This is a genomic window from Thioclava kandeliae, assembly GCF_040297545.1.
GTDB lineage: Bacteria > Pseudomonadota > Alphaproteobacteria > Rhodobacterales > Rhodobacteraceae > Thioclava > Thioclava kandeliae.
The window spans coordinates 1-22,950 of the sequence record NZ_JAYWLC010000008.1 but is presented as its reverse complement, the minus strand read 5'-3'; the positions used below and the strand labels follow the sequence as shown (position 1 = coordinate 22,950).

Annotated in this window: 20 protein-coding genes and 3 pseudogenes; 12 read left to right on the top strand and 11 right to left on the bottom strand. The window is 62.9% G+C overall.

The window, feature by feature from the left end:
* Window positions 1-128 precede the first annotated feature (128 nt).
* The 4 genes from VSX56_RS11290 to VSX56_RS11275 all read left to right on the top strand — a co-directional run bounded on the left by VSX56_RS11290 (window position 129) and on the right by VSX56_RS11275 (window position 4,305).
* Entirely contained in the window at window positions 129-1,094 is a 966-nt protein-coding gene (locus tag VSX56_RS11290; RefSeq protein ID WP_350937146.1) for a tripartite tricarboxylate transporter substrate binding protein, read from the top strand.
* A gap of 99 nt (window positions 1,095-1,193) precedes the next feature.
* Window positions 1,194-1,697: a tripartite tricarboxylate transporter TctB family protein gene (locus tag VSX56_RS11285; protein WP_350937144.1), complete on the top strand. Its 504-nt coding sequence runs from the start codon at window positions 1,194-1,196 to the stop codon at window positions 1,695-1,697.
* Between the two features lie 18 nt (window positions 1,698-1,715).
* Complete coding sequence (locus VSX56_RS11280) at window positions 1,716-3,242, top strand: tripartite tricarboxylate transporter permease (protein WP_350937142.1); 1,527 nt, start codon at window positions 1,716-1,718, stop codon at window positions 3,240-3,242.
* A gap of 85 nt (window positions 3,243-3,327) precedes the next feature.
* Window positions 3,328-4,305, top strand: a complete 978-nt coding sequence (locus tag VSX56_RS11275) for a 2-hydroxyacid dehydrogenase (RefSeq protein WP_350937140.1) — start codon at window positions 3,328-3,330, stop codon at window positions 4,303-4,305.
* A gap of 411 nt (window positions 4,306-4,716) precedes the next feature.
* Here the strand turns inward: VSX56_RS11275 and VSX56_RS11270 are convergent, their stop codons facing one another.
* The 9 genes from VSX56_RS11270 to VSX56_RS11230 all read right to left on the bottom strand — a co-directional run bounded on the left by VSX56_RS11270 (window position 4,717) and on the right by VSX56_RS11230 (window position 15,155).
* Window positions 4,717-5,931: a cytochrome c gene (locus tag VSX56_RS11270; RefSeq protein WP_350937138.1), complete on the bottom strand. Its 1,215-nt coding sequence runs from the start codon at window positions 5,929-5,931 to the stop codon at window positions 4,717-4,719.
* A gap of 11 nt (window positions 5,932-5,942) precedes the next feature.
* On the bottom strand, window positions 5,943-7,718 hold the full coding sequence (locus VSX56_RS11265) for a GMC family oxidoreductase (protein WP_350937136.1): 1,776 nt from the start codon (window positions 7,716-7,718) through the stop codon (window positions 5,943-5,945).
* Complete coding sequence (locus VSX56_RS11260) at window positions 7,715-8,464, bottom strand: gluconate 2-dehydrogenase subunit 3 family protein (RefSeq protein ID WP_339115526.1); 750 nt, start codon at window positions 8,462-8,464, stop codon at window positions 7,715-7,717. Before VSX56_RS11260 ends, VSX56_RS11265 begins: the two co-directional genes overlap by 4 nt.
* Window positions 8,465-8,755: 291 nt before the next feature.
* The gene (locus tag VSX56_RS11255; RefSeq protein ID WP_350937132.1) at window positions 8,756-9,952 is read right to left on the bottom strand and encodes an L-dopachrome tautomerase-related protein; all 1,197 of its coding nucleotides are present in this window, start codon (window positions 9,950-9,952) and stop codon (window positions 8,756-8,758) included.
* 300 nt (window positions 9,953-10,252) lie between these two features.
* Window positions 10,253-11,728, bottom strand: a complete 1,476-nt coding sequence (locus VSX56_RS11250) for an aldo/keto reductase (protein WP_350937130.1) — start codon at window positions 11,726-11,728, stop codon at window positions 10,253-10,255.
* Window positions 11,721-12,725 carry a branched-chain amino acid ABC transporter permease gene (locus tag VSX56_RS11245; RefSeq protein WP_350937128.1) on the bottom strand — a complete coding sequence of 335 codons (1,005 nt, stop codon included), beginning with the start codon at window positions 12,723-12,725 and terminating at the stop codon, window positions 11,721-11,723. Before VSX56_RS11245 ends, VSX56_RS11250 begins: the two co-directional genes overlap by 8 nt.
* Window positions 12,725-13,639 carry a branched-chain amino acid ABC transporter permease gene (locus VSX56_RS11240; protein WP_349295018.1) on the bottom strand — a complete coding sequence of 305 codons (915 nt, stop codon included), beginning with the start codon at window positions 13,637-13,639 and terminating at the stop codon, window positions 12,725-12,727. Before VSX56_RS11240 ends, VSX56_RS11245 begins: the two co-directional genes overlap by 1 nt.
* On the bottom strand, window positions 13,636-14,382 hold the full coding sequence (locus tag VSX56_RS11235; RefSeq protein WP_350937126.1) for an ABC transporter ATP-binding protein: 747 nt from the start codon (window positions 14,380-14,382) through the stop codon (window positions 13,636-13,638). The genes VSX56_RS11240 and VSX56_RS11235 overlap by 4 nt, the downstream gene beginning before the upstream one ends.
* Window positions 14,379-15,155 (bottom strand): ABC transporter ATP-binding protein, encoded by a 777-nt coding sequence (locus VSX56_RS11230; protein ID WP_350937124.1) that lies wholly within the window; start codon window positions 15,153-15,155, stop codon window positions 14,379-14,381. The genes VSX56_RS11235 and VSX56_RS11230 overlap by 4 nt, the downstream gene beginning before the upstream one ends.
* A 146-nt stretch (window positions 15,156-15,301) precedes the next feature.
* Here VSX56_RS11230 and VSX56_RS11225 point away from each other — a divergent pair, with 146 nt between their 5' ends.
* The 7 genes from VSX56_RS11225 (at window position 15,302) to VSX56_RS11195 (ending at window position 20,376) form a co-directional block, all read left to right on the top strand.
* Window positions 15,302-16,033, top strand: a complete 732-nt coding sequence (locus tag VSX56_RS11225) for a GntR family transcriptional regulator (RefSeq protein ID WP_350937122.1) — start codon at window positions 15,302-15,304, stop codon at window positions 16,031-16,033.
* The gene (locus VSX56_RS11220; protein ID WP_349295022.1) at window positions 16,026-16,367 is read left to right on the top strand and encodes a TIGR04076 family protein; all 342 of its coding nucleotides are present in this window, start codon (window positions 16,026-16,028) and stop codon (window positions 16,365-16,367) included. The genes VSX56_RS11225 and VSX56_RS11220 overlap by 8 nt, the downstream gene beginning before the upstream one ends.
* 1 nt (window position 16,368) lies before the next feature.
* On the top strand, window positions 16,369-17,424 hold the full coding sequence (locus VSX56_RS11215; RefSeq protein ID WP_349295023.1) for an aldo/keto reductase: 1,056 nt from the start codon (window positions 16,369-16,371) through the stop codon (window positions 17,422-17,424).
* 50 nt (window positions 17,425-17,474) lie between these two features.
* Complete coding sequence (locus VSX56_RS11210) at window positions 17,475-18,731, top strand: ABC transporter substrate-binding protein (protein WP_350937118.1); 1,257 nt, start codon at window positions 17,475-17,477, stop codon at window positions 18,729-18,731.
* 313 nt (window positions 18,732-19,044) lie between these two features.
* Window positions 19,045-19,398 carry a Rid family hydrolase gene (locus VSX56_RS11205; protein ID WP_339115537.1) on the top strand — a complete coding sequence of 118 codons (354 nt, stop codon included), beginning with the start codon at window positions 19,045-19,047 and terminating at the stop codon, window positions 19,396-19,398.
* On the top strand, window positions 19,398-19,676 hold the full coding sequence (locus VSX56_RS11200; RefSeq protein WP_339115538.1) for a Rossmann-fold NAD(P)-binding domain-containing protein: 279 nt from the start codon (window positions 19,398-19,400) through the stop codon (window positions 19,674-19,676). The genes VSX56_RS11205 and VSX56_RS11200 overlap by 1 nt, the downstream gene beginning before the upstream one ends.
* 109 nt (window positions 19,677-19,785) lie before the next feature.
* Window positions 19,786-20,376, top strand: coding sequence for an NAD(P)-dependent oxidoreductase (locus tag VSX56_RS11195; RefSeq protein ID WP_339115539.1), 591 nt, complete (start codon window positions 19,786-19,788; stop codon window positions 20,374-20,376).
* A gap of 262 nt (window positions 20,377-20,638) precedes the next feature.
* Here the strand turns inward: VSX56_RS11195 and VSX56_RS11190 are convergent.
* Window positions 20,639-21,383, bottom strand: a pseudogene (locus VSX56_RS11190) (IS5 family transposase); the annotation flags it as partial.
* Between the two features lie 54 nt (window positions 21,384-21,437).
* Window positions 21,438-22,044, bottom strand: a pseudogene (locus tag VSX56_RS11185) (IS3 family transposase); the annotation flags it as partial.
* Window positions 22,045-22,791: 747 nt separating this feature from the next.
* Here VSX56_RS11185 and VSX56_RS11180 point away from each other — a divergent pair.
* Window positions 22,792-22,950: pseudogene (locus tag VSX56_RS11180) on the top strand (IS256 family transposase); the annotation flags it as partial.

Here is a 22,950-nt window from a genome sequence, read left to right as displayed (position 1 = left end):
CCGCGACGCTGATAGTCTTGCGGGTAGCGCCGTATCGCCCGACGGAGATTATCGTCGCGCGGGCCCATGCCGACAGAGGGAGGAAACTGTCGGCGAGGGTTGGTCCGGCGCGTTAGAGGAGGAAAAACATGTCTTTGAAAACATTCGCTGCCAAGCTGGTGATCGGCTTGGCGGGCAGCTTTGCCCTGTCTTCGGCCACCTACGCGGAAGGCTATCCGCCCAAACCCGTCCAAGTCATCGTGCCGGTCGGCGCGGGCGGTGATACCGATCTCAATGCGCGGCTCTTCAGCCGGTATATGGAGAAGGAGCTGGGTCAGTCCTTCGTTATCGTCAATGTGAAGGGCGCAGGCGGCACGATCGGCATGAAACGCGTGCGCGATGCCGATCCGGATGGCCAGACGGTTCTGTTTTACCACAATGAATCGATGATCCCCGAGCTGATGGGCATGTCCGACATCACGCTCTCGGATTTCGAGATGGCGGGGATCGGTGTGCTGGACAATACGACAGTTCTCGCCGTCAGTAACGACGCGCCCTACAAAAGTCTTGCCGATTTCTCCACCTATGCCAAAGCCCATCCGGGCGAGGTCGAATTCGCGATCCTGACGGGCGGTTATCCGCATCTGGTGGGGCTTGCGCTGGAAGAGGCGATGGGGATCAAGCTGAATATGGTCGATGTTGGCGGCAACTCGGCCAAGATGGTCGCGCTCAAGGGCAAGAAGACCGATATGATCAACATCCAGTATGGTCTGGCGCGCGATTACTTTGCCTCGGGTGATTTCGTGAGCCTCGGCCTGCTCTCGCCCGAGCGCAATCCGCTGATCCCCGATGTGGTCACCACCGCGGAGGAGGGCTATCCGCTCGCCTTTAACAAGTTCTTCTTCTACGCGATGCCCGAAGGCACGCCCGAGGAGACCGTCGAGATCTTCTCTGCCGCGATGAAACGTGTCGTGGAAAACCCAGACTACCAGGCCGAGGCGGAAAAGATCTTCGTGACGCCCACATGGATGAGCCCCGCAGACAGCGCGGCTTATGCCGCAGGCCAGCGCGAGATCTACGCGAAATACGCTGACCTTCTCAAGCAGGGCAACTGAGCGCCCCCGATAGCCCCACCGGCCGGAGCCTCTGCGCCCGGCCGGTGCCTGCTGTGACATAGCCGCGAGCGCATGTTCGCGGATCGGGAGAGATCCACCATGTTCCGTTACCATAACGCGCTGACAGGCGGCGCTATGATCCTGCTCGGGATCGGCCTGTATCTTTCGAGCCTCGATTTCATGGAATTCGGTCGCTCCGCCGTGGGCGCTGACTTCATGCCCAAGCTCTGTGCGGTGCTTCTCGTGGCCTTGGGCGCGCTTTTGCTGCTGGGCGATGTCCGCAGGCCGAAAGCAGCGCCATTCCGCCCCCGCCCGATTGAGGGCGATGCGCCTACCCCCAAAGAGGACCGCCCGCTCATCGGTGGCGGCCTTGCGGTGATCGTGTCGCTGGTGCTGATGCTGGCCTATGTCGCGGCGCTGCCGGTGCTTGGCTATATCCTGTGCTCGGCCCTCTATATCTTCGTCCAGATCCTGATCATCTCGCCCTTCCGGCGCGCGCGTCTGCCGCTCTATCTGGGGATTTCCGTGGCAGTGGCTGCGGGCAGCTATGCGCTGTTCGTGCATGTCTTTCAGGTCACCATCCCCGCCGGATTGCTCGGCTGAGCCGAAAGGAACCCAACGATGATACTTACCGGTATTCTTTCCGTCCTGACGCTGAAAACCCTTCTGATGATCCTTGGCGGCACGATCGTCGGCATTATCGTGGGCTCCGTTCCAGGGCTGACGGTGACGATGGGCGTGGCGCTGTTCTTGCCGATCACCTTCGGTATGAGCCCCGTCGAGGGGCTGTCCCTACTCATGGCGCTCTATATCGGCGGCACCTCGGGGGGGCTGATCTCGGCGATCCTGCTCAAGATCCCCGGCACGCCCGCCTCGATCGCCACCACTTTCGACGGGGCGCCGATGGCGGCGCGCGGCGAGGCGGGGCGGGCGCTCGGCATCGGGATCGTGTTCTCCTTCATCGGGGGCATGCTGAGCCTTGTGGTGCTCTTTACCCTCTCGCCCTTCCTTGCGGATGTGGCGCTGCAATTCGGGCCCTTCGAGTATTTCTCCATCGCGCTCTTCTCGCTCACGCTGGTGGCGGGGCTGTCGGGCAATTCGCTCCTGCGTGGCACGATTGCCGCCGTGCTCGGGGTCTCGGTCGCGCTGGTGGGCATGGCGCCGATCACCGGTTTCCCGCGCCTGACCTTCGGGATCAGCGAGTTGGATGCGGGGATCTCGCTCCTGCCGGCGCTGATCGGGCTGTTCGCGATCTCGCAGGTGCTCGATTATGCCGAGGGCGACACCGATGGCGCGGTCAGTGCCGAGGAACTCAAACGCCATCCGATCAGGGGTTTCGGGCTGTCGCTGCAGGAAACACTGGGCCAGACATGGAACGCGCTGCGCTCCTCGGCCATCGGGGTGGCCATTGGCATCCTGCCGGGTCTGGGCGCCGCAGTCTGCAATATCATCGCCTATGGTGCGGCGCGTAAAGCTTCGAAAACGCCCGAGAAATTCGGCACCGGCATTATCGACGGCATCGTGGCCTCGGAAAGCTCGAACAATGCCTCGACGGGCGGGGCGATGGTGCCGCTGATGACGCTGGGCATACCGGGCGACAATACCACCGCGATCCTTCTGGCGGGGTTCATGATCCATGGCATTACCCCCGGACCGCTTCTGTTCGATAATGATGCGGTGCTGGTCTATGGCATCTTCACCGCGCTGGTGGTGGCCAATGTGGCGATGCTGGGGGCGCTGTTCTTCGGGCTGCCCTTCTTCGTGAAGGTGCTGGCGGTGCCGCGCAATATTCTGTTGCCGGTGATCGTCTCGCTCTGTGTGATCGGCGCCTATGCGATCAACAACCGCATGTTCGATGTCTGGACCATGCTGGCCTTCGGTCTGGTGGGCTATGCGATGAAAAAGGCTCGGCTACCCACGACCCCGTTGCTTCTGGGCTTCATTCTGGCCCCGATCATCGAGACCAACCTGCGTCGTGGCCTGCAGAAAAGCCAGGACAGTTTCCTGCCCTTCCTCACCGAGCCGATCTCGGGCACGATCCTTGTTATGACGCTTATCGTGGTGATCTACACGCTCTGGGCACAGCTGGGTCTGCGCCGACACAAGCGTGCGCAGCCGGTAGCCGAGGCGCGCCGCCGCGAGGCGTGAGTGCCTGGGCCTGCCCGCATCCATGCGCTGGATGCGGGCGGGCTTTCCGACCATCCCCTTTTACTTCACAGACGGAACAGCCGCTATGAAACCCAGAATATTGCAGACCGGTGCGCTGTCGCCGGGTCTTGATGCCCAACTGGCCGAAGAGTTCGATGTGCTCAGACTATGGGAATGCGATACACCGCTTGCCGCGCTTGCGGACTCCGGCGCTCCGGTTCGCGGGATCGCGACCTCGGCGCCGGTGGGCGTCCCCGATGACCTACTGGCGGCTTTGCCCGATCTGGAGGTGATCTCGTGCCGCGGGGTCGGGCTTGACCGGATCGATCTTGCCAGCTGCCGTGCACGCGGCATTCAGGTGGCGGGCACCTTCGGTGTGCTCAGCGATTGCGTGGCCGATCTGGCCCTCGGGCTGATGATCGACGCCGCGCGCCGGATCAGCGAGGCGGAGCGCTTCGTGCGGGCCGGACGCTGGAGCCGCGAGAAATTCCCGCTCGCCACGCGGATCAGCGGACAGCGGCTGGGGATCGTGGGGCTCGGGCAGATCGGGCAGGCGGTGGCCCGCCGCGCGGCCGCATTCGACATGGAGATCCGCTATACCGGACGGATGGAGAAGATCGGCCAACCATGGGCTTATGAGGACTCTCTGGTCGAGTTGGCGGCATGGGCGGATATGCTGGTGCTTACGGTCTTGGGCGGGGCTTCGACCGAAGGGATGGTCTCGGCCGAGGTGCTCGAGGCGCTGGGGCCGCGGGGGTATCTGATCAATGTGGCGCGCGGTTCGGTGGTGGACGAGGCGGCCCTTCTCGGGGCGCTGGCCGGAGGCGGGATCGCGGGAGCGGCGCTCGATGTTTTCGCCGACGAGCCGCATGTGCCCGAGGCATTCCTTGCGCTCGAGAATGTGGTGCTCCTGCCGCATATCGGGTCAGGCACCAAAGAGACACGGCGTGATATGGAGGCGCTGGTGCTGCGCAATTTGCAGAGCTACTTCCGCACAGGCGCGGTAGTGACCCCCGCCCCGGATCCGGGGGCAGAACGCGTCCCGCAGAGCCTGCCGGTCTAGCCATTTGACAAGGGGATCATGGGGGCCGAGGGCTGCCATGTGGATTGGTCCATCGCGAAAGCCGGCTCTCGGCAGAGCCCGTCTCTGACCGATGATGCCATCCAAATGCTGAACGAGGATAATTCCTTAGCGGTTTCATAGGCGTCCCGCCGAGGGCGGGATTAACGGCAAGGAGGCCCTTGGCGTTGCGCTGGGGCTGGGGCTGGCCCATAGCGCAGCACAGACCCCGAACACCGGCAGGGGCGGCAGGTCGGGTCCGATGGCGACCGAAGGCACTGCGCTGCCGACCGGCACGGGGCTGTCCATGCTGGTGGATTTCCACCTGCATGACGCCTCGCTGACCGGGCGTGTCGCGCTGCTCACCCCTGTGCGCCCCATCCTCGCACTGCAGACCGGCCACGCCCTCCGGTGCTACTGCGTTTGCAGATCCTTACGCAGGCTGGCCATGTCGCCCGTATCCACTGCAGGCGCGGCATTGCCCCACGAGTTGCGGATATAATCCAGCACGGCGGCCACCTGGGCATTATCGAGCGTTGCACCGAAGCTGGGCATCACGGGGCCTGTAGGCGCCGCAGCCGTCGCCCCCGCCTGCGACCCCGCGAGCACGACACGACCCAGACTGGTCGGATCATCGGCCACCACCAGTGGGGCGCCCGAGAGCCTTGGATAGAGCCCCGCCACCCCTTTGCCATCCGCCGCATGGCAGGCCGAGCACCGGTCACCATAGATCGCGGCCCCCGCCTGCATACTGGCGCTTTGCGCATCGAGCGGGTCGGGCGCTTTGGCAGAGGCGGGCGCGTCCACCTCGCCTTCCTTGAGATAGGCCGCCACCGAGGCAAGATCGCCATCGCTCCATTTCGACGAAGACAGCGCTACTTCCTCGGCCATCGGTCCCGACGCGGTATCATAGGCGTTATGGCCGGTCTTGAGATAGGCAATGATCTCGTCTTCCGACCATCCGCCCACGCCCAGACGCGGATCGGCAGTGATATCGGGCGCATGCCAGTTCTCGAGCGTCGCGCCGGTCAGGAAATCATCGCCCGTCTTCTCGCCGCCCGTCAGATTGCGCGGGCTGTGGCAGGCAGCACAATGGCCCGGCCCCATGACGATATAGCGCCCCTTGTTCCACTCCTCAGATTTGTCGGGGTTTGTCTCGTAGGTCGCATCGGTCTGGTTGACGAGGTTCCAGCCATAGAGCGCCACCCGCATATTGAGCGGGAAGGGCAGCTGGTTCTCCTCGACCTCGTTGTGGACCGCAGGCACCGTCTGTAGATAATCGTAGATCGCATCGACATCGGCATCGGTCATATTGGCGTAATCGGTATAGGGCATGGCCGGATAGAGGAGATGTCCGTCGGCGGCCTTGCCAGATTTCACCGCGCGGCGGAACTCTTCCTTGGTCCAGCGCCCGATGCCCGTGGCCTGATCGGGGGTGATGTTCGAGCCCACAAGCGTTCCGAAGGGCGTCTCGAGCGGCACACCTCCTGCGAATTCTCCCGCATCTCCCGTATGGCAGGCGGCGCAATCGGCAGTGATCGCCAGTTTGCGACCTTTCTCGACGGCGTTGAAATCCTGCGCGTGGGCGGCGGTGCCTGCCAGAAGCGCGGCGATCAGAACGGGTTTCATCAGCGCGCTCCTCATGCCTGCACCAGCGGTTGATGGGGTGCTTTGAGATAGTCGCGGGTGATGGCCCATGCGGCTTTCACCGCCAGCGCGCCTACCGTGCCCGTGGGGTTGTAGCCCGGGTTTTGCGGGAAGGCATTGGCGCCGACCACGAAGAGATTGGGCACCTGCCAGCTCTGGAGGTATTTATTGGTCCCCGAGGTTTCGGGATCTGCCCCCATCACGAAGCCGCCCACCACATGCGAGGACTGGTAGGGCACGGTGTTCCAATGGCCCGTCATCGCGTTGCGCTCGATCGAGCGCGGGTTCATCGCGCGCCCGATCTCCTCGATCTTGTCGGTGACATATTGCGACATTCTCAGATCGTTTTCGGGGAAGTCGAAAGTGACGCGCAGCAACGGTCTGCCCAGCCGGTCCTTGTAATTGGGATCGAGCGAAAGGTAATTGCCGCGCTGCGCATAGGAGGAACTCTCGCAGCCGATCGACATGGAGCGGTTATAGTTCTCGGTCGTGGCCTGTTTCCATTTGCTGCCCCATTTCGGTGTGCCCTCGGGGACGGGACGCGATCCGATGGGCGGCGCGCCGATCGGCCCCACGCGGGTCGAGCCGCCGCCCACGAAGCCCAGGCCCGAATGGTCGAAATTGTCATTATTCGTCTCGTCGATGGCCATGCCGATGGCGCCGCCGCCGATGAAACTGTTGAATTCCTTGTCGTCGAAAAAGAGCCGCACATTATTGGCGGTCTGGTAGCAGTAGTTGCGCCCTGTCTGGCCTTTGCCCGTGGCCGGATCATAGGGCGTGCCGATCCCCGACAGGAGCATCAGCCGGACGTTCTCGAAGGTGAAAGCTGCGGAGACCACGATATCGGCGGGCTGGAACCATTCCTGCCCGTCGGAGTCGACGAAAGTCACGCCAGTGGCTTTGGTGCCGGTGCTATCGGTCTCGATTTTCAGCACTTCCGAGCGGGTGCGGGCGGTGAAGCCCTGCTGGCGCACAAGCGCAGGCAGCACGCAGGTGATGGCCGAGGCTTTGGACAGGTTCGCGCAGCCGTAATTGGTGCAGAAGCCGCAATAAGTGCAGGGGCCCATCTGCATGCCGTAGATATTGGTATAGGCTTCCGAGAGGATAGAGGAGGGCGTGTGGAAAGGCTTGTAACCCAGATCCTCGGCCACCTGCGCGAAGAGCTTGGGCGCATAGGTGGGGATCGTCGGTCCGGTGGGATAATCGCGGGTGCGCGCGCCCTCGAACGGGTTGCCGCCCGCGAGGATCTCGCCATTGATATTGCCGGCCTTGCCCGAGACGCCTGCGATGCGCTCGAAATAGTCATAGGCCGGTTCCATCTCCGACCAGTCCGTGCCCCAGTCCTGTAACGTCAGGTTCGGGTCGACCTCATCGCCATATTTCTCGCTCAGATACGAGGCGAGGCGGAACTCCTCGGGCTGGAAGCGCCATGTGATGCCTGCCCAGTGCAGCCCCGCGCCGCCCGTGCCATTGCCGGGATGGAACGAGCCCCATTTGCGCATCGGCAGCGCCTCCTGCGCACTGTTGTTGCGCGCGGTCACGGTGTTTTGCACAGTCTGCAGCATCAGCTCCTGACGGCGGGCATAGCGCAGCTCGTCGGGCGCGGTGTTGATGTTGAAATCCACCCCCGTCTCGATCCACCCGCCGCGTTCGAGCCCCACGACATCGAGCCCCGCATCCACCATTTCCTTGGCGATAATCGATCCGGCCCAGCCAAGGCCAATGACAACAGCATCCGTATGAGGAAGTCTTTTTGCTGGTCCGGTCATTGGGTCGCCTCCGTTTGCCATGCTGCGCGGCCTGCCATGGAGACCGGCTCTAGGTCGAGTTTCTCGTTGTATTTCATAAGGTAGGGGCGGTAATCATAGCGCGCGCCCGGAAAGCCAAGCATCTTCCAAGAGGCCATATCGCGATTGCCGCCATAAAGCGGATCGGCAAAGAAGCCCTCCATCACATTGTTCAGGATATCGGAGAACAGAGTCTTGGACGGGATCGGGCTGAGGGCGATATCGCCCGTCTCGAGCCCGCTCAGCACCTCGTCCTGCGTCTCTCCGTCCAGATCGGCGAACTCGTTGGAATAGGTCTTGCGGCAATATTCCGAGAGCGAGGCGAGCCCCATCCGGTAGCGCTCGGCCATGGTCCAGGGGAGCTGGTCGCCCTGTTCGGGCGTGCCTTCCTTGAACGGGCCCTGCATATAGAGCTTCTCGCCCGTGCCATAGCTTCCGGCCAGCTGGCCATCGATGAACTCGGCGCAGCCCGCCTCGCGCCCCGAGACCGACAGATCGTCGGCCGGGATCATCCTATCGGCCATCGCGCCAATGGTGCGGGCCTCGGCCTCGTTGAAAAACCGCCATGTGCCGGTCCAACCCTGTTCGGGCGGATTGGCTGCAAAGGGCTGCCACGGTGCGGTCCCATCAAGAACACGCGCATAGGCGCCGGTAGATATCAGGCTGAGGCCCGCGGCGGCGCTGGCAAGCAGCCGTCTGCGGGTCAATAAGGGGGGCTTCAGGCTCATGGGCTCGCTTTCCATTGCTGGCTGCGTGCTTGGCCCGTTCCGAAATGGGAACGTTAACTAAGCAAGCTAATGAAGATCCAGCTATGCCCACACCTCCGTCGCGCAACTCACAGGGGCGTGAGGATAGGAACGGATTTCTTCAAGTTGTTGTTCTCACGTCAGAAAAAATACGTCATTTTGATGTGTGATTTGGTGTTGTTCCGGGTGTCGCACGGATTTCCCCTAGGGAAGGAGTGGCCGCCCCTATGCCCTGTATAAGCGGCGGAGGGACGGGCTCGGTTCTGGCCGCGTTTACCTGAAAACCGGCGGCACGCGCTCGCGGTCTCCTGCCCAGTCAGGCAGGGCCATCCTGAACAGGCGGAAGGGAGGCTCGATCATGTTCTTGCCGTCGGGCCCGCGATTGGCGGCCAGTCGTCCGGTCTGCGGGATCGGAACATAAAGCGCGCGGTCATCGCTGATTACCATCGCATCCGGACCCCAGAGCCGGTCATCCTGTGCCAGAACGCGCAAGGTTCCGTCGGGCGAGAGCACCGTGATCCGGGGGCGGTCCATCTCGGCCATATAGAGATTGCCCTTGCTATCCATCGCGGTGCCCACGAGCGGTGGCGTGTCATAGACAAATTCCACCTGTTTCTCGAGATCCGCCTCGGACAGGGTCTCATCGCGCAGCGCCTTGGTGGGCACACGGTAGAGCGGGCCGCTCAGCGGTTGGTAATAGAGCCATTGTCCGTCCGGGGAGATCTCGATCGGATCGGAATGGACCTGTATCTGCGCGCCCTGCGGATTGGTCAGGATCTGGCCTTTCTCGCCGATGGGCGGGCGCTGGGGATTTGCGGTGACCGAGACATGCCCGTCGAGCCTGCGCAGCGCCTTGCCGGTCTCGAGGTTGACGATCACGATGCCGCCCAGACCGGAATCGGTGAAATAGGCATTTTCCGCATCGAGGCGCAGATCATTGAGCGAGCCGCCCTCCGGCAGGATATCGGGGCCGAGCACGATCTTGCGCAGGAGCTTGCCGGTCTTGGTGTCGAATTGCAGCACCTTGGCGGCGGCCTCATCGACCTTCGGCCCGAAGAACGGTGTCCCCTGATCGACCGCCCAGAGCGTGTCGTCATCGAAAATATGGATCGTGTTGACATTTACCAGCGCCTCGCCTGTGGGTGCGTCGGGGGTCCAAGTGTTCCACGCGCCTCCCGGAAAGGCGCGTAGCGTATCGGACTGCGGGTCGAGAACCGCGATACCGGGTGTCGCCTCGTAGCCGGGCCAGCGCGGCAGACCGAGAAAGATCGTGCCGTCACTGGTGAGCGCCGCGGCATTGGCGAGCCACGGATAGGTCCCGACCTCGGTCAGGGGCGCACCGGCCTTTGCGCCATAATCGATCGGGGCGGGGCTCACGCTCTGGGCGATGGTCTGGGTTGGTAGGAAGGACGCCATGAGCAGGCTCATGATCGTGAGCGGACGGGTCCAGTGTGAGAGCGGATTTTGCATCGGGTTCCTCCTGAAAATGACATGGCCCGATCGCCGTGTAGGGGCATGATCTGGCGTGGCCTGTCGGGGGGACCCGTAAAAATGCTTCTTGCGCAAGGGGATGGTCCCCCGCGCGATAAAGATGGTTTGTCCGGCGCTTATGTCGGATGCCGAAATCTGAAAGCGAAACAGGGTCCTCCCCGAACCTGTTCCTGCACCCCCTCCCAAGGGCACAACGTGAAGCTGTATCCTGCATCGCCCTTTGTCAACGCCAAAACGCGCCCCGTTCGGGGGCGCGCGTCTGGGCATCTCGTTGGGAGGTCAGGCGGACAGCATGGCCTCGGCTTCGATCTCCACGCGGTAGGGCCCGATGAGTCTGGCGACCTGCAACAGGGTGTTGGCGGGGGGGTGTTGGGCAAAGAAGCGGCCATGGGCGCGCGAGACCGCCTCGCAATCTTCCGCATCGGTCAGATAGATGCGCGTGCGCACCACATGTTCGGGACCTGCGCCATGCGCGCGCAGCGCCGCGACGATCTTGTCGAGGATATAGGTCGTCTGTGCGCCCGCATTGTCGGGCGCGATCGCATGATCGGCGCCATGCGTGGCCGTAGTGCCCGACACCAGAATACGCTCGCCGACCCTCACCGCGCGGCAATAGCCCGCGATAGGCTCCCATCTGGACCCCGAGAAGACCCGCGCACGGTCGGGCAGAATAGGGTCGGGCAGCGCCGGATGGAGGGGGGCGATGGAATTGAGATGATGGGAAAGATCGCCGGACGCAGTCAGGAACGGCGGCTTACGGTATTCGTCGCCGCAATCGCCCGGCACCATTTTCATCCGCGCAAACACCGCTTCGAGGCGGGCGCGATCTTCGTCATCGAGGGCAAAGCCGAAGATCTGCAGGTTATCCGCGCGATGCTCGGCTTCGGTGATGCGGGCGCCGATGATGGTCGCGGCAACCGAAGGCGTTTCCAGCACCCAGGTAGAGGCGACATTCGAAAGAGAGACCCCGTGTTTGCGCCCGATCTCGTGGGCCGCCGCCAGAAGGTCCTGAAATGTCGCCCATCCTCCCGCCGCATCGATGAAACGCTTGTATTTCATCCGGCTCCAGTCGGTGATCTCGGTGGGTTCGGGCTGGCCCAGCCATTTCTCCGAGATAAACCCGCCGCAAAGCGTGCCATAGGCCAGAAGCTTCACATCATAGCGGGCGCAAAGATCGGTCAGTGCCCCTGCCGCACGGCGGTCGACGAGCGAGAAACTCACCTGATTGGAGACGATCTCGATCCCCTCGGCCAGCGCCAGCTCCAGATGGGTCGCATCGAAATTGGTCACACCGATCGCGCCGATCAGCCCCTCCTGCCGCAGCGCCTCGATCTCGCGCAGCGCATCGAGCCAGCGCGGGTCCTCGAAGCTCCACCAGTGGAATTGCAGGAGGTCGATACGCGAGGTCCGCATCCGCTCGAGCCGTTCGACAATCCCCGCCCGCACGATCTCGGGCGTCATCGGGCCCGGTTCGGGGCACCATTTGGTGAAGGCACGCACGCCGCCCATGCCGGCCCGATTGGTCAATTCGCCCGTGATGATCTCGGCGCTACCATAATGGTCGGCCATATCGAATGTGTCGAACCCCGCTTTGGCATAGGCCTCAAGCTGGTTGGCCGCCAGCACCGGGTCAAGCGTCGTGCCGTCCTTTTCCAGATCGGCCACCTGCCATAAGCCGCAGACAAGCCGCGCAATATTCAATCCCGGCGCCAGATCGATGCGTGGCAGGGGGGTGGAGAAAGAGCTGTCAGGCATTGGTTTTGGATCCTTTGGAGTGAGTGCCTTTGGAGAGGGAGGCTTTGGAAAACAGGGCAGGACGACGCGCGCGCAAAGTCCCCGCCTCGCCCAGGAGCCCGCGCGGACGCAGCAGGAGCACCGCGCAGAGCGCCACCCCGATCATGACGATCTGCAGCGAGGCGGCACGGGCCTGTGCCTCGGGCGGAAACAGCGCACTGACCGCTGATCCCGAGAGCGCCCAGATCGCCCAGACGAGCACTGCGCCCAGAATGGCGCCACGCATATTGCCGGATCCGCCCACGATCAACATGGTCCAGACCTGGAAGGTCAGGATGGGCAGATAGTTGTCCGGCGCGATGAAGCCGATGAAATGGGCCTGTGCCGCACCGCCTAGCCCCATGAAGAAGCCGCCGATGGCAAAGGCCTGCAGGCGGTAGGTCACGGGGTTCTTGCCAAGCGCACGCGCGGCGGTCTCGTCCTCGCGCAGCGCCCGCAGCACGCGCCCCCAGGGCGAGCGCACCAGATGCTCGAGCACCAGATAGCTCAGGAGCACCGTCGCTGCCATTACGCCAAGATTGGCCAGTGTGAAAAGGTTGGCGTGACTTTGCAGGGTGCCGAAGGGACGGGGGATGAAGCCGATGCCGAAGGGCCCGCCGGTGATCCCCTCCAGATTGAGAAGCGCCAGCTGGATGACAACGGCGGCACCGAATGTGGCAATCGCCAGATAGTCGGCCCGCAGACGCAGTGTCAGCGCTCCGAGGAGGAAGCATAAAACACCCGCCGCCAGCCCGCCGCCCAGCCAGCCGATCAGGATCGGCAGGCCGAAGCCGCCGAGCCGTCCGTCGATGGCGGGGGTGGTCAGCAGCGCCGAGACATAAGCACCCACGGCCACAAAGCCCGCGATCCCCACGTTGAACAGCCCCGTCTGCCCCCATTGCAGGTTCAGCCCCAGACACATGATGGCATAGGTCAGCGCCATGGTCAGGAAGAAGGCGGCGTATATCAGAAGATCCATCAGGCCATTGCCTTTCCGAAAATACCCTGCGGGCGCAGGAGAAGCACCGCAACAAGGATGACAAAGGAAACCGCCGCACGCCATTCGGCACCGATGATCTGCACGGTGAAGGCCTCGGCCAGCCCGACGATGAGGCCTGCCAGCATGGCGCCTGGCACAGAGCCTATCCCGCCCAGAATGGCGGCGGCAAAGAGCGGCAGCAGCAGGTCATGGCCCATGGTGGGCCGGATCTGCACTACCACCCCCGACATGATCCCCCCGATGGCGGCAAGCCCCGCACCGAGGATCCAGACCATGCGGATGACCCCGCGCGCATCAATGCCCACAAGAGCGGCCAGCTGCGGATTTTCCGACACGGCGCGCATGGCGCGCCCTGCGGCGCTGCGCGTGAGCACCAGATGCACCGCGATCACCAACACGACGCCCAGCCCCACCACAAGCATCTGGTCGGGCGTGGCCCTGAGGCCCGGCAGGATCTCGCGGCTGATCTGCAGCGCATTGGTGAAATATTGCGGGCTCGAGGTATAGGCGAATTCGATGAGGTTGCGCAGGGCAAGTGCCGCACCGAAAGAGGCCATGACCAGAATGATCGTGGCCGCTCCCGAGCGCCGGAGCCGCTCGAACAGCAGCCAGTCGGTGGCCAATGTCAGCGCGGCGGTGGCGAGGATCGATCCGGCCATGGCAATAGGCACCGACCAGCCGAAGCTGAACGGCCCGATAGGCGTGCCGAGTGCGGGCAGCATCGCGCCAAGCGCCGCGCTGATGGTGAGCGCCAGATAGGCACCCCAGCTGAGGAGTTCGCCATGGGCGAAATTGGCAAAGCGCAGGATGGAATAGGTGAGTGTGACGCCGATCGCGCCAAGGCCGATGATCGCCCCGTTCACGAGGCCGTCCATGACAGGTTGCAATATCACAGCGCACCCTCCCTCGCGGGGGCGGCGGCATGGCCACCCAGATAAAGATCGGCCACCACCGGATCATTGGCCAAGATGGCCGATGGCGCATCATGGGCCACACGACCCTCGACCAGAATGACCCCGCGGCTGGCAATTCCCAGCCCCGCGCGGACATTCTGCTCGACCAAAAGGATGGTGATGCCGGTCTGGTTGATCGCGCGCAGGCGGTCGAACACATCCGCCACCATCAGGGGCGAGAGCCCTGCCGAGGGCTCGTCGAGGATCAGCACCTGCGGGTCCACGATCATCGCGCGCGCCACGGCCAGCATCTGGCGTTGCCCGCCCGAGAGGCTACCCGCGCGGGTGGCGGGGCGACGGGCCAGATCGGGGAAGGTCTCCATCATCGCGGCCATCCGTTCCGCCCGCTCTGCCTTTGGCAGGATCTGCGCGGCAAGCTGCAGGTTCTCGCGAATGCTCATCTGGGCGAAGATGTTCTCGGTCTGCGGCACGAAGGCCAGCCTGTGGCGCAGCCGCAGATGGGCGGGCAGTCTGGAGATCTCCTCGCCGTAGAGCTTGATCGCCCCCTCATGGACGGGCACCAGCCCCGCGATGGTCTTGACCAGCGTCGATTTGCCCGCCCCGTTGGGGCCAAGCAGCACCACGAACTCGCCTTGGCCCACGACCAGATCCACGCCTTTGAGGATCGGCAGATCGGGCTGGTAACCGCCATGCAGGCCACGGATACGCACCACATCCTTCATGCGGCATCTCCCAGATAGGCGCGGATGACCTGTGGCTCGCGGATCACCGCGTCGGGGGCGCCCTGTGCCAGCTCGGCACCCTGCGCCATCACCACTACGCGCGAGCATAGCCGCGCCACCATATCCATATTGTGCTCGATCAGCAGGATCGAGACGCCCTGCGCATTCAGCGCGACGATCCGGCCCATGATCTCCTCGAGAAGGCTCGGGTTCACTCCGGCGGCGGGCTCGTCAAGCAGGAGCACCTTGGGATCGGCCATCAGCAGGCGCGCGAGTTCCAGCAGCTTGCGCTGCCCGCCCGAAAGCACCCGCGCGGGCTGATCCACCAGATGGCCTAGCAGCAGGAACTCGATGATCTGGCGGGCTTTCTCCAGCGCGCGGGCCTCGTCACGGCGCGCGGCCCCCAGCCGGAAGGCCGCCCCCCAGACGCTTTCGCCGCTCTGCCTCTGGGCCCCGCACAGGACATTCTCCAGCACTGTCATCTCGGGGAAGGGGCGCGGGATCTGGAAGCTGCGGCCCAGACCGCGGCCCAGCCGTTTCTCGGCCCCCTCGCGGGTCACGTCATGGCCCGCAAGCTCGATCCGCCCCGAAGAGGGCGGCAGCGCGCCCGCCAGCATATTGAACATCGTGGTCTTTCCGGCCCCGTTAGGGCCGATCAGGCCGAGCAACTCGCCGGGATGGAGCGACAGGGACATATTGTCCACGGCGCGCACCCCCTGAAAGCTCCGGCTGAGACCATGGGCGGCAAGCACCGCCTCTCGGGTCTGGTCCATTCCCTCTTCCCTGTTGCTGCCGGAATCGCCGCGCATTTAGGCAGGGGTTCCGGTTTCATTGTGTCTTTGATCAAAGATCATTGACAGATTTCGCCATGGCAAGTCAAAAAGGTGAAATATCCTTGGTTGATGATGCGGGAGATTAAATGGACAGCACTTCGCCCATTGCGGGGCCACCCGACACCGCCGTGCCGGGCCTTGCGCGGGTCGGCCGCGCCTCGCTGCAGACCCGCGTCTATGACGAGCTGACCCGATCGCTGACCCATGGTGCCTTCGCGGCGGGGCAGGTGCTCAGGATGCAGGCGCTGGCCGACACGATGGGTGTCTCGATCATGCCGGTGCGCGAGGCGTTGGGGCGGCTGGCCACCGAGCGCGCACTCGAGATCATGCCCAACCGCTCGGCGCGTGTGCCGCTGATCACCGAGGAGCGGTTGACCGATCTGGCGCGGGCGCGCTGTCTGGTGGAGGGCGAACTGGTGCGGATGGCCGTCCCTAGGCTGACCCCCGAGGACTGGGCCGTGCTGCGCGCCCAGACTGCCGAATGCGAGACCGCCTTCAACCGTCTCGACGAGGAACATGCCAGCCAGACTTCGCAGCTCAATCACCAGTTCCATTTCACCATTTACGGGGCGGCGGGCTCCGATGTGTTGCTGCCGATCGTGCGCAGCCTGTGGATGCAGTCGGGCCCCTGTGTGCGCGCCTCGGCCATCATTTACGGGCGCAACCCCTCGCTGACGGCGGTGCATCACCATTGGGCGCTGATCGAGGCGCTGGAGGCACGCGATGCCGAGGCGGCGGTGCGTGCGCTCCATGCCGATATCACCCAGTCCTTCGCGCTGATCCGCGAGGATATGCGAAAGGCGGCAGGCGATGGATGATACATTCGAGCTCTGGGACCTGCGGGTCGAGGTGACGGCTCCCGAGGGCGGCGCGATCTATTGCAACGCCAAGCGCGGCGATTATTTCGAGCTGCGCGGCGAGATGCTCCATCTGCCGCCCGGACAGGGGTTCTCGATCTACTCGCTGTCTGCCGTGCTGCCGCTGCTGGCGGCCAAACAGCGCCAGACCCACCCCAATGACTGGATGAGCACCGATGCCGAGGTGGCCTGTCCCGACCCGAACTGTTCCACCCGTTTCCGGATTACCCGTTTGGGCAAACGGCGCTTCAGCCATGCCCAGACCACCGCCGTATCTCTGACAAAGGATGACTGACATGACCCTTCCCCGCGCCACACTCGGCCCAGGCTACGAGATTTCCCGCGTGATCCGTGGCGGCTGGCAGCTGGCGGGCGGACATGGCGCGATCGATCAGGCAGAGGCGGTGGAGGATCTGGTCGCCACCGCGCAGGCCGGCATCACCACCTTCGATTGCGCCGATATCTATACCGGCGTCGAGGAGATCATCGGCGCCTTCCGCCGCACCTATGCCAGCCGGTTCGGGGCAGAGGCGCTTGGCCAGATCCGCGTCCATACCAAATGCGTGCCCGATCTCGACAAGCTTGCCCGCCTCACCCGCCCGATGCTGCGGGAAACTGTGGCGCGTTCGGCGCAGCGGCTCGGGGTCGAGCGACTCGATCTGGTGCAGTTCCATTGGTGGGATTACGCACAGGGCGACTGGCTCGAAGCGGCATCTTGGCTCAGGGAGTTTCAGGACGAGGGGCTGATCCATCTTCTATCGGGGACCAATTTCGGCACCGATCAGGTGGCAGCGATGTTCGGGGCGGGGATCCGTCTGGCCACGCTCCAGACCCAGTATTCGCTCCTCGACCTGCGCCCCGAAAAGCGGATGGCCGCTCTGGCCGCGCGCGAGGGGATGCAGTTTTTGTGCTATGGCACCGTGGCGGGCGGATTCCTGTCGGACCGCTGGCTGGGCCGGCCCGATCCCAAGGGCGAGATGGAGAACCGCTCGCTCACGAAATACCATCTGATCATCGAGGATTTCGGCGGCTGGGATCTGTTCCAGAGCCTGCTCGGATGTCTGCGCACCGTTGCCGACCGTCACCGGAGCGATATCGCGACCGTGGCCTCGGCGGTGATGCTGACCCGCCCGCAGGTGGCAGGGGTCATCGTGGGCGCGCGCAACCGTGCGCATCTGGCGGCCAATCTGCGGATCGGGACGCTGGCGCTCTTGCCCGAGGATCTGGCCGCGATCGAGGCGGTGCTGGCGCAATCCGTCCCGCTCAAGGGAGATGTCTACGAACTCGAGCGGGACCGTCACGGCCGCCACGGCGCCATCATGAAATACAATCTCAATAAAGAAGAGGCCTGAGCCTCCGATCCCCGCCCGACAAAGGGCATTTCCAACAGGAGTTGACTGATATGAAGGAATTACTGCTTGCCGGAGCGGCCAGCGCCGCCTTTGGCTCCGCCGCGATGGCCCAGGATTGCAAGATCGACGTAGGGATGGTCATGGAATTGACTGGTCCCGCCGGTGTCTATGGTCAGGCCGGTGCCAAGGCCGTGGATATGGCGTTTCGCGATTTCAACGAGGCAGGTGGCGCGGGGGGCTGCCAGATCGCGTCGGAGATCCGCGACAGCCAGAGCCAGGGCAATGTGGCCGTCGATCAGGCCACACAGCTCGTCAATATCAAGAAGGTGCCGGTCGTGATCGGCGGGATCATCTCCTCGGTAACGCTGCCGATCCTCACCTCGGTGACCGCGCCCGCCAAGGTCGTGCAGGTCTCGCCCGCTTCCTCCTCGCCCACACTCACCCAGCTGGGGCAGGAGGGCAAGACGGGCGGCTATTTCTTCCGCACCATTACCTCGGATGCGCTGCAAGGGACGGCTGCGGCCAAATATGCCATCGATCAGGGCATGAAAAAGCTTGCCATCATTCATGTGAACAATGATTTCGGCGTCAATATGATGCGCGAGTTCACGACCGCCTATACCGCGCTCGGCGGCGAGATCACCTCCGTCACCCCCTATAACGAGAAACAGGCCTATTATTCCTCCGAGGCGACCGCCGCGCTGAAAGGGGATCCCGAGGGGCTTTACTTGATCTCCTATCCGGTCGATGGCGCGACCATCGCGCGGGCATGGATTTCCTCGGGCGGGCCGCAGAAATTCCTTCTCAATGACGGAATGAACTCCTCCGATTTCATCAAAGCTGTCGGGGCGCAATATCTCGAGGCGGCCTATGGCACCTCCTCGGGCACGTCCGAGAGCCCCTCGACCAAATATTTCTACGATAATTTCGAAACTTTCTCGGGCGGGATCGCCCCTAATGCGCCCGCCGCCGACCGCTCCTATGATGCGGGGGCGATCGTGGCGCTGGCGATTGCCGAGGCAGGCGAACCAACGCCTGACAAGATCCGCGCCGCCATCCCCGAGGTGACCGGCACCGAGGGCGAACCGATCTATGCAGGTCCTGCCGAGTTCAAGAAGGCGCTGGAGCTGATCAAGGAAGGTAAGAAAATCCGTTACGAGGGGGTGATCGGCCCTGTCGCCTTCGATCAGTACGGCGATATCACCGGCCCGTTCCGCCTGTGGAAGATCACCGATGGAACTGTCGAGACGACCGGCACGATGTCGCCCGAAGAGGTGGCGCAGGTAAAGGCTGAAACCACCCCGTAAGCACCCGGGGCGTTCGTGCCGTCCATCCCGCCCGTGCCAGCACAGGGGCGGGAGTTTTCATACGCGCCGCTGTGCGTATTGGCCTCCGGTTCCGCGTGGGCTGCATTTGAACGCTGGGTTCCTTTGCGGCTTTCTTGATCTACATCACATTATAAGCAGGCTATTCGTTCTGGCGGCCATAATCTATATGCGCTTCGCCTGAAGGACACTGCCAGCGGCAATGTCCCCCTGAAAACCTGCGGCAAATTTAAAACTGTTCCTGACCGTAAACGATCGTAATCGCTCATCCCGGTCTCCCCAATCCGATCGCCCGATGGGGCCCGCGCCGCTCTCTGCCGCGCGGCGCAACGGACCTATGCTGTTTGTTTCGGGGCAGGTCGGGATCGATCCTTTGAGCGGGGCACTTGCGGGGTCCGACATCACCAGCCAGACGCGGCAAGTTCTCGAGAATATGAAATCGCTCGTCGAGGCGGGCGGGCTGAGCATGGCCGATGTGATGAAGGTCGGGATCTTTCCGGTGAATGGCGATGATTTCGCCGCGATGAACGCTGTCTATGCCGAGTATTTCGATGCGCCATTCTCGGCGCGCGCCACGGTGGGCATCCGCCTCAACGATCCGCGCCTTCTGGTCGAGATGGATGCGATCGCGATGGAGCGTCAGGCGTGATGCATATCCATATTGAAACTGATGGCGGTCCCCTGTCGCTCTGCGCCGACCGTCTGCGCGCGGCTTTGGATCAGGCGGGGATCACCGGGATGGAGATCTCCAAAAACGCCGATTCTGCGGCGTTTGAGACCGCCGTGGCACAGGCCGATATCCTCTTTGCCTGCTGCAAACCCGACCTGCGCGAGCTGCGTGTTAAGGCGCCGAAGCTCGACTGGATCCAGGTGATCTCGGCGGGCATCGAGACCCTGACCCCTATCTGCCCGAGGGTGTGGCGCTGACCAATGCCTCGGGTGTGCATGGCGCGAAAGGTGGCGTGTTCCTCCTGACGGCGGCCTTGATGCCCAACTATGCCACCCCGCAATTCGCCAGCTACAAGACGGCGTGAACATGGGCATCCGTCTTTGGACACTTCTGTGCGTGGGCGGGATCGGCTCGGCTGCGGTGCCGCTCTTGCGCGGATTGGGCGCGGTGGTCACCGGCGTGACCCGCAGTAGCCGCTCCACCGCCGCTCTCGATGCCTGCCTGCCCGTCGGCACGCTCGACGATGTGCTGCCCCGCACGGATATCCTCTTCTCCAGCCTGCCGCTAACCCCCGAGACCAAGAACCTCGTCTCGGCCTCCCGTCTGGGCCTTCTGCCACGCGGGGCAGGGGTGGTCAGCGTGGGGCGCGCGAGGGTAATCGATCATATGGCCCTCGTGGCCGCCCTGCGTGAGGGCGCATTCGGGGGCGCGGTGCTCGATGTCTTCCCCGTGGAGCCCCTCGCCATGAGGCCCACCTACCAGAACGGTTCGTTCAACGTGCCGCCGACCTCGATCGGCAGCGGTCGCGTGCATAGCTGCCCCATTCTTTATGTCACTGACGAGCGTGGGCTGTTGCGCGAGGCTGTAACTGATCTGGAGACACAGGCTCGCGCGGGCGAGGTCTTCTCACGCGGCGGCCTGCCCGCGCTTGCCCGAAATCGAAGCCCGCCCCGATAGCTCGCAGAATGCGCGGATCGTAAAGATCTCCATCGATGCGGGCATCACCGCGACATTGCGACATCAAGGGCAAAGTGCTCTGCGGGGCCTATTGTGACCGGATGCGGGCCTATTCGTCAAATATGTTCCAGTATTCCGTCGAGTAGACGGTAGCGCATGCCGATGTAGCGGTCGATGCCGGTCGTATGGGCCTGCCATTCGGCTGGGAGCCCTGCGGGCAGGATATGCGGAAAGATCTAGGGTCAGCGCTCATTTCCATCCAGAGCCAGAACAAGCTGGTAGCAGCGAGTGCGATCGCCAAGAGATAGGTGATTGGGCATCGGTCATATCGAGTAGCCACCCGCCGCCAGTGCTTCAGTCGTCCGAACATGATCTCGATGCGATTGCGTCGCTTGTAACGGCGCTTGTCATATCCGATGAGTGCCTTGCGGGACTTCCGAATCGGGATTCACACTTTCATCCCCTTGTCTTTCAACGCTTCTCTGAGCCAATCTACATCATATCCCCGATCGCCCAGCATCCATTTCGCCTGTGGCAGGCTGTCGAGCAACGCCTGCGCACCGGTGAAGTCGCTGAGCTGAGCTGCTGTCATGAACAGTCGGATCGGGCGGCCTTTCATGTCGGCGATGGCGTAGAGCTTCGTGTTCATCCCGCCCTTCGTGCGACCGATCAGGCGTCCACGCCCCCTTTTTGACCCGCAGGCTGGATGCCGTGCAATGCGCTTTCAGATATGTCGCATCGATCATCACGGTTCGAGTGTCGGAATTTTCGGAGGTCAGGCCTTCCATGATCCGAGCGAAGACACCCATTCGGCTCCAACGATTGTAGAGCGTTTTGGGCGGACCAAATTCCTTGGGGCGCGTCACGCCACCTCAACCCATTGCGATTAATGAAGACAACTCGCTCAACACACGCAGATCATCGACGCGAGGCCGCCCACGGCTTTTCGGAAAATAGGGGCCAATGCGCTTCATCTGCGCCTCGGTCAGCCAGAACAAGTTACTCATCACGTCAAACTCCAGATCGTTCAGATCCAGATTCGACTTCAAAAGTTAATAGATCCTGGGCCTTTGATAAACAGCCCGCAGACCAATCCTGGCCATGCGCCTTCTGACCCGCTTGCGCCAGAGGCAATGTCCTTGGTTGCGCAGATGCCGCGCCATATGACGGCTGCCGTAGAACGGCGTCTCCATGAACTGCGCGTCGACAAGCTTCATCAAGGCTAGGTTCAACGGCGGCTCGGGTCTGCTCGGGCTGTAAAACGCCAAGCGGCTCAGCCCGAGTACGGCGCATTGCCGCAGGATCGACAGCTCGGGATAATGGGGAGCGATCATGTCCCGCCACAGCTATACCCTCGCCGTCCGCTCGCCGTCGCCAGCGGCGCTCGAACCGGTGGCGCAGTAACGGCTCGCCTCGCGCTCAAAAATCCCGCGTCACCACAAGCTGGCCGATCTTCGCATGCAGCTTCTCGATCTCGTCCTCGCTCGCTTCGGCCTTTCCCGAGAGGATCCCCGATATGCCCTTGAGCGCTTGGCGCTTCCATGCGTTGATTACCATCTGATGCACGCCGTACTTAGCCACCAGATCGCCGATCGTTGCCTCATCGCGGATCGCCCCGCGTGCCACTTTCGCCTTGAACGCAGGCTCTATAGTTCTTCCGTTATCCAGCCATGCCGTTCGTCCTCGTTGACGGCAAGCTCGAGCCAGACTGTTCGAGTTTCGCGGGCCACATCATTTTTACCAATTGTGTCTATGTCTTTTGAGCTCGATCAACGTCATAATAAGTATTATGTAACCATGGCTATAATGGAATATGTGTTCAGTAGCGCCCATTTTACAAAACTACGTACATTAATCTAGGCGGCGTTGCGATCTGGACGCCTGTACAAGAACCTGCAGTCTACCCGGTCAGGATACAAAGCATAGTTTGCAATGCGGGTAGACTTTCCTTGTGGGCAGTTTGGTGCAGGTGCAAATTATCAAGGGCTGTATCCGATCTTCCAGCGCCGCCTGGATCCTTTGTCGCTGATCGCGCAGATGCGCGGGCTTTCCTTGGGCCAATTTGCTTGGCGAACAAGCCTTTGATGGCTTAGAGAGGTTATAGCCTGTATGATGTTTTTCAGAGCGCGGACGCGGATCTGCGACCCTTCAGCACATTACTGTGCGTCCGCTTGCTGCCGAGTTGGCCTTGGCAGCTGCGGCCCATACAGTCTTCGTCACTTAAAATGTCGCGGGTGCCGAGGCATCGGTGAGATGGTCCGCGAGAAAACGCTGGGCCGGTGCGACATCCCGGCAATTGGCAGGTCGTTTCAGCTTTCCGGATCGTGTCCCACGGGATGGTGTAGCTCAGGTGGCCATCGGGTTTCTTAGTAAGGTCGGGTTGCTAGACTCAATCTGATCCAAGGATGACACCCGATGACCAAACCTATGATGGACCTTCGCGCGCTTGTCGAACAGAGCGGCGATGCAGATTTACTGCGTGAGATGATTGGCTTTGCCGCCGAGCGACTAATGGAGCTCGAGGTTGGCGCCAAGACCGGCGCGGACTATGGCGAGAAGAGTGCCGAACGACTG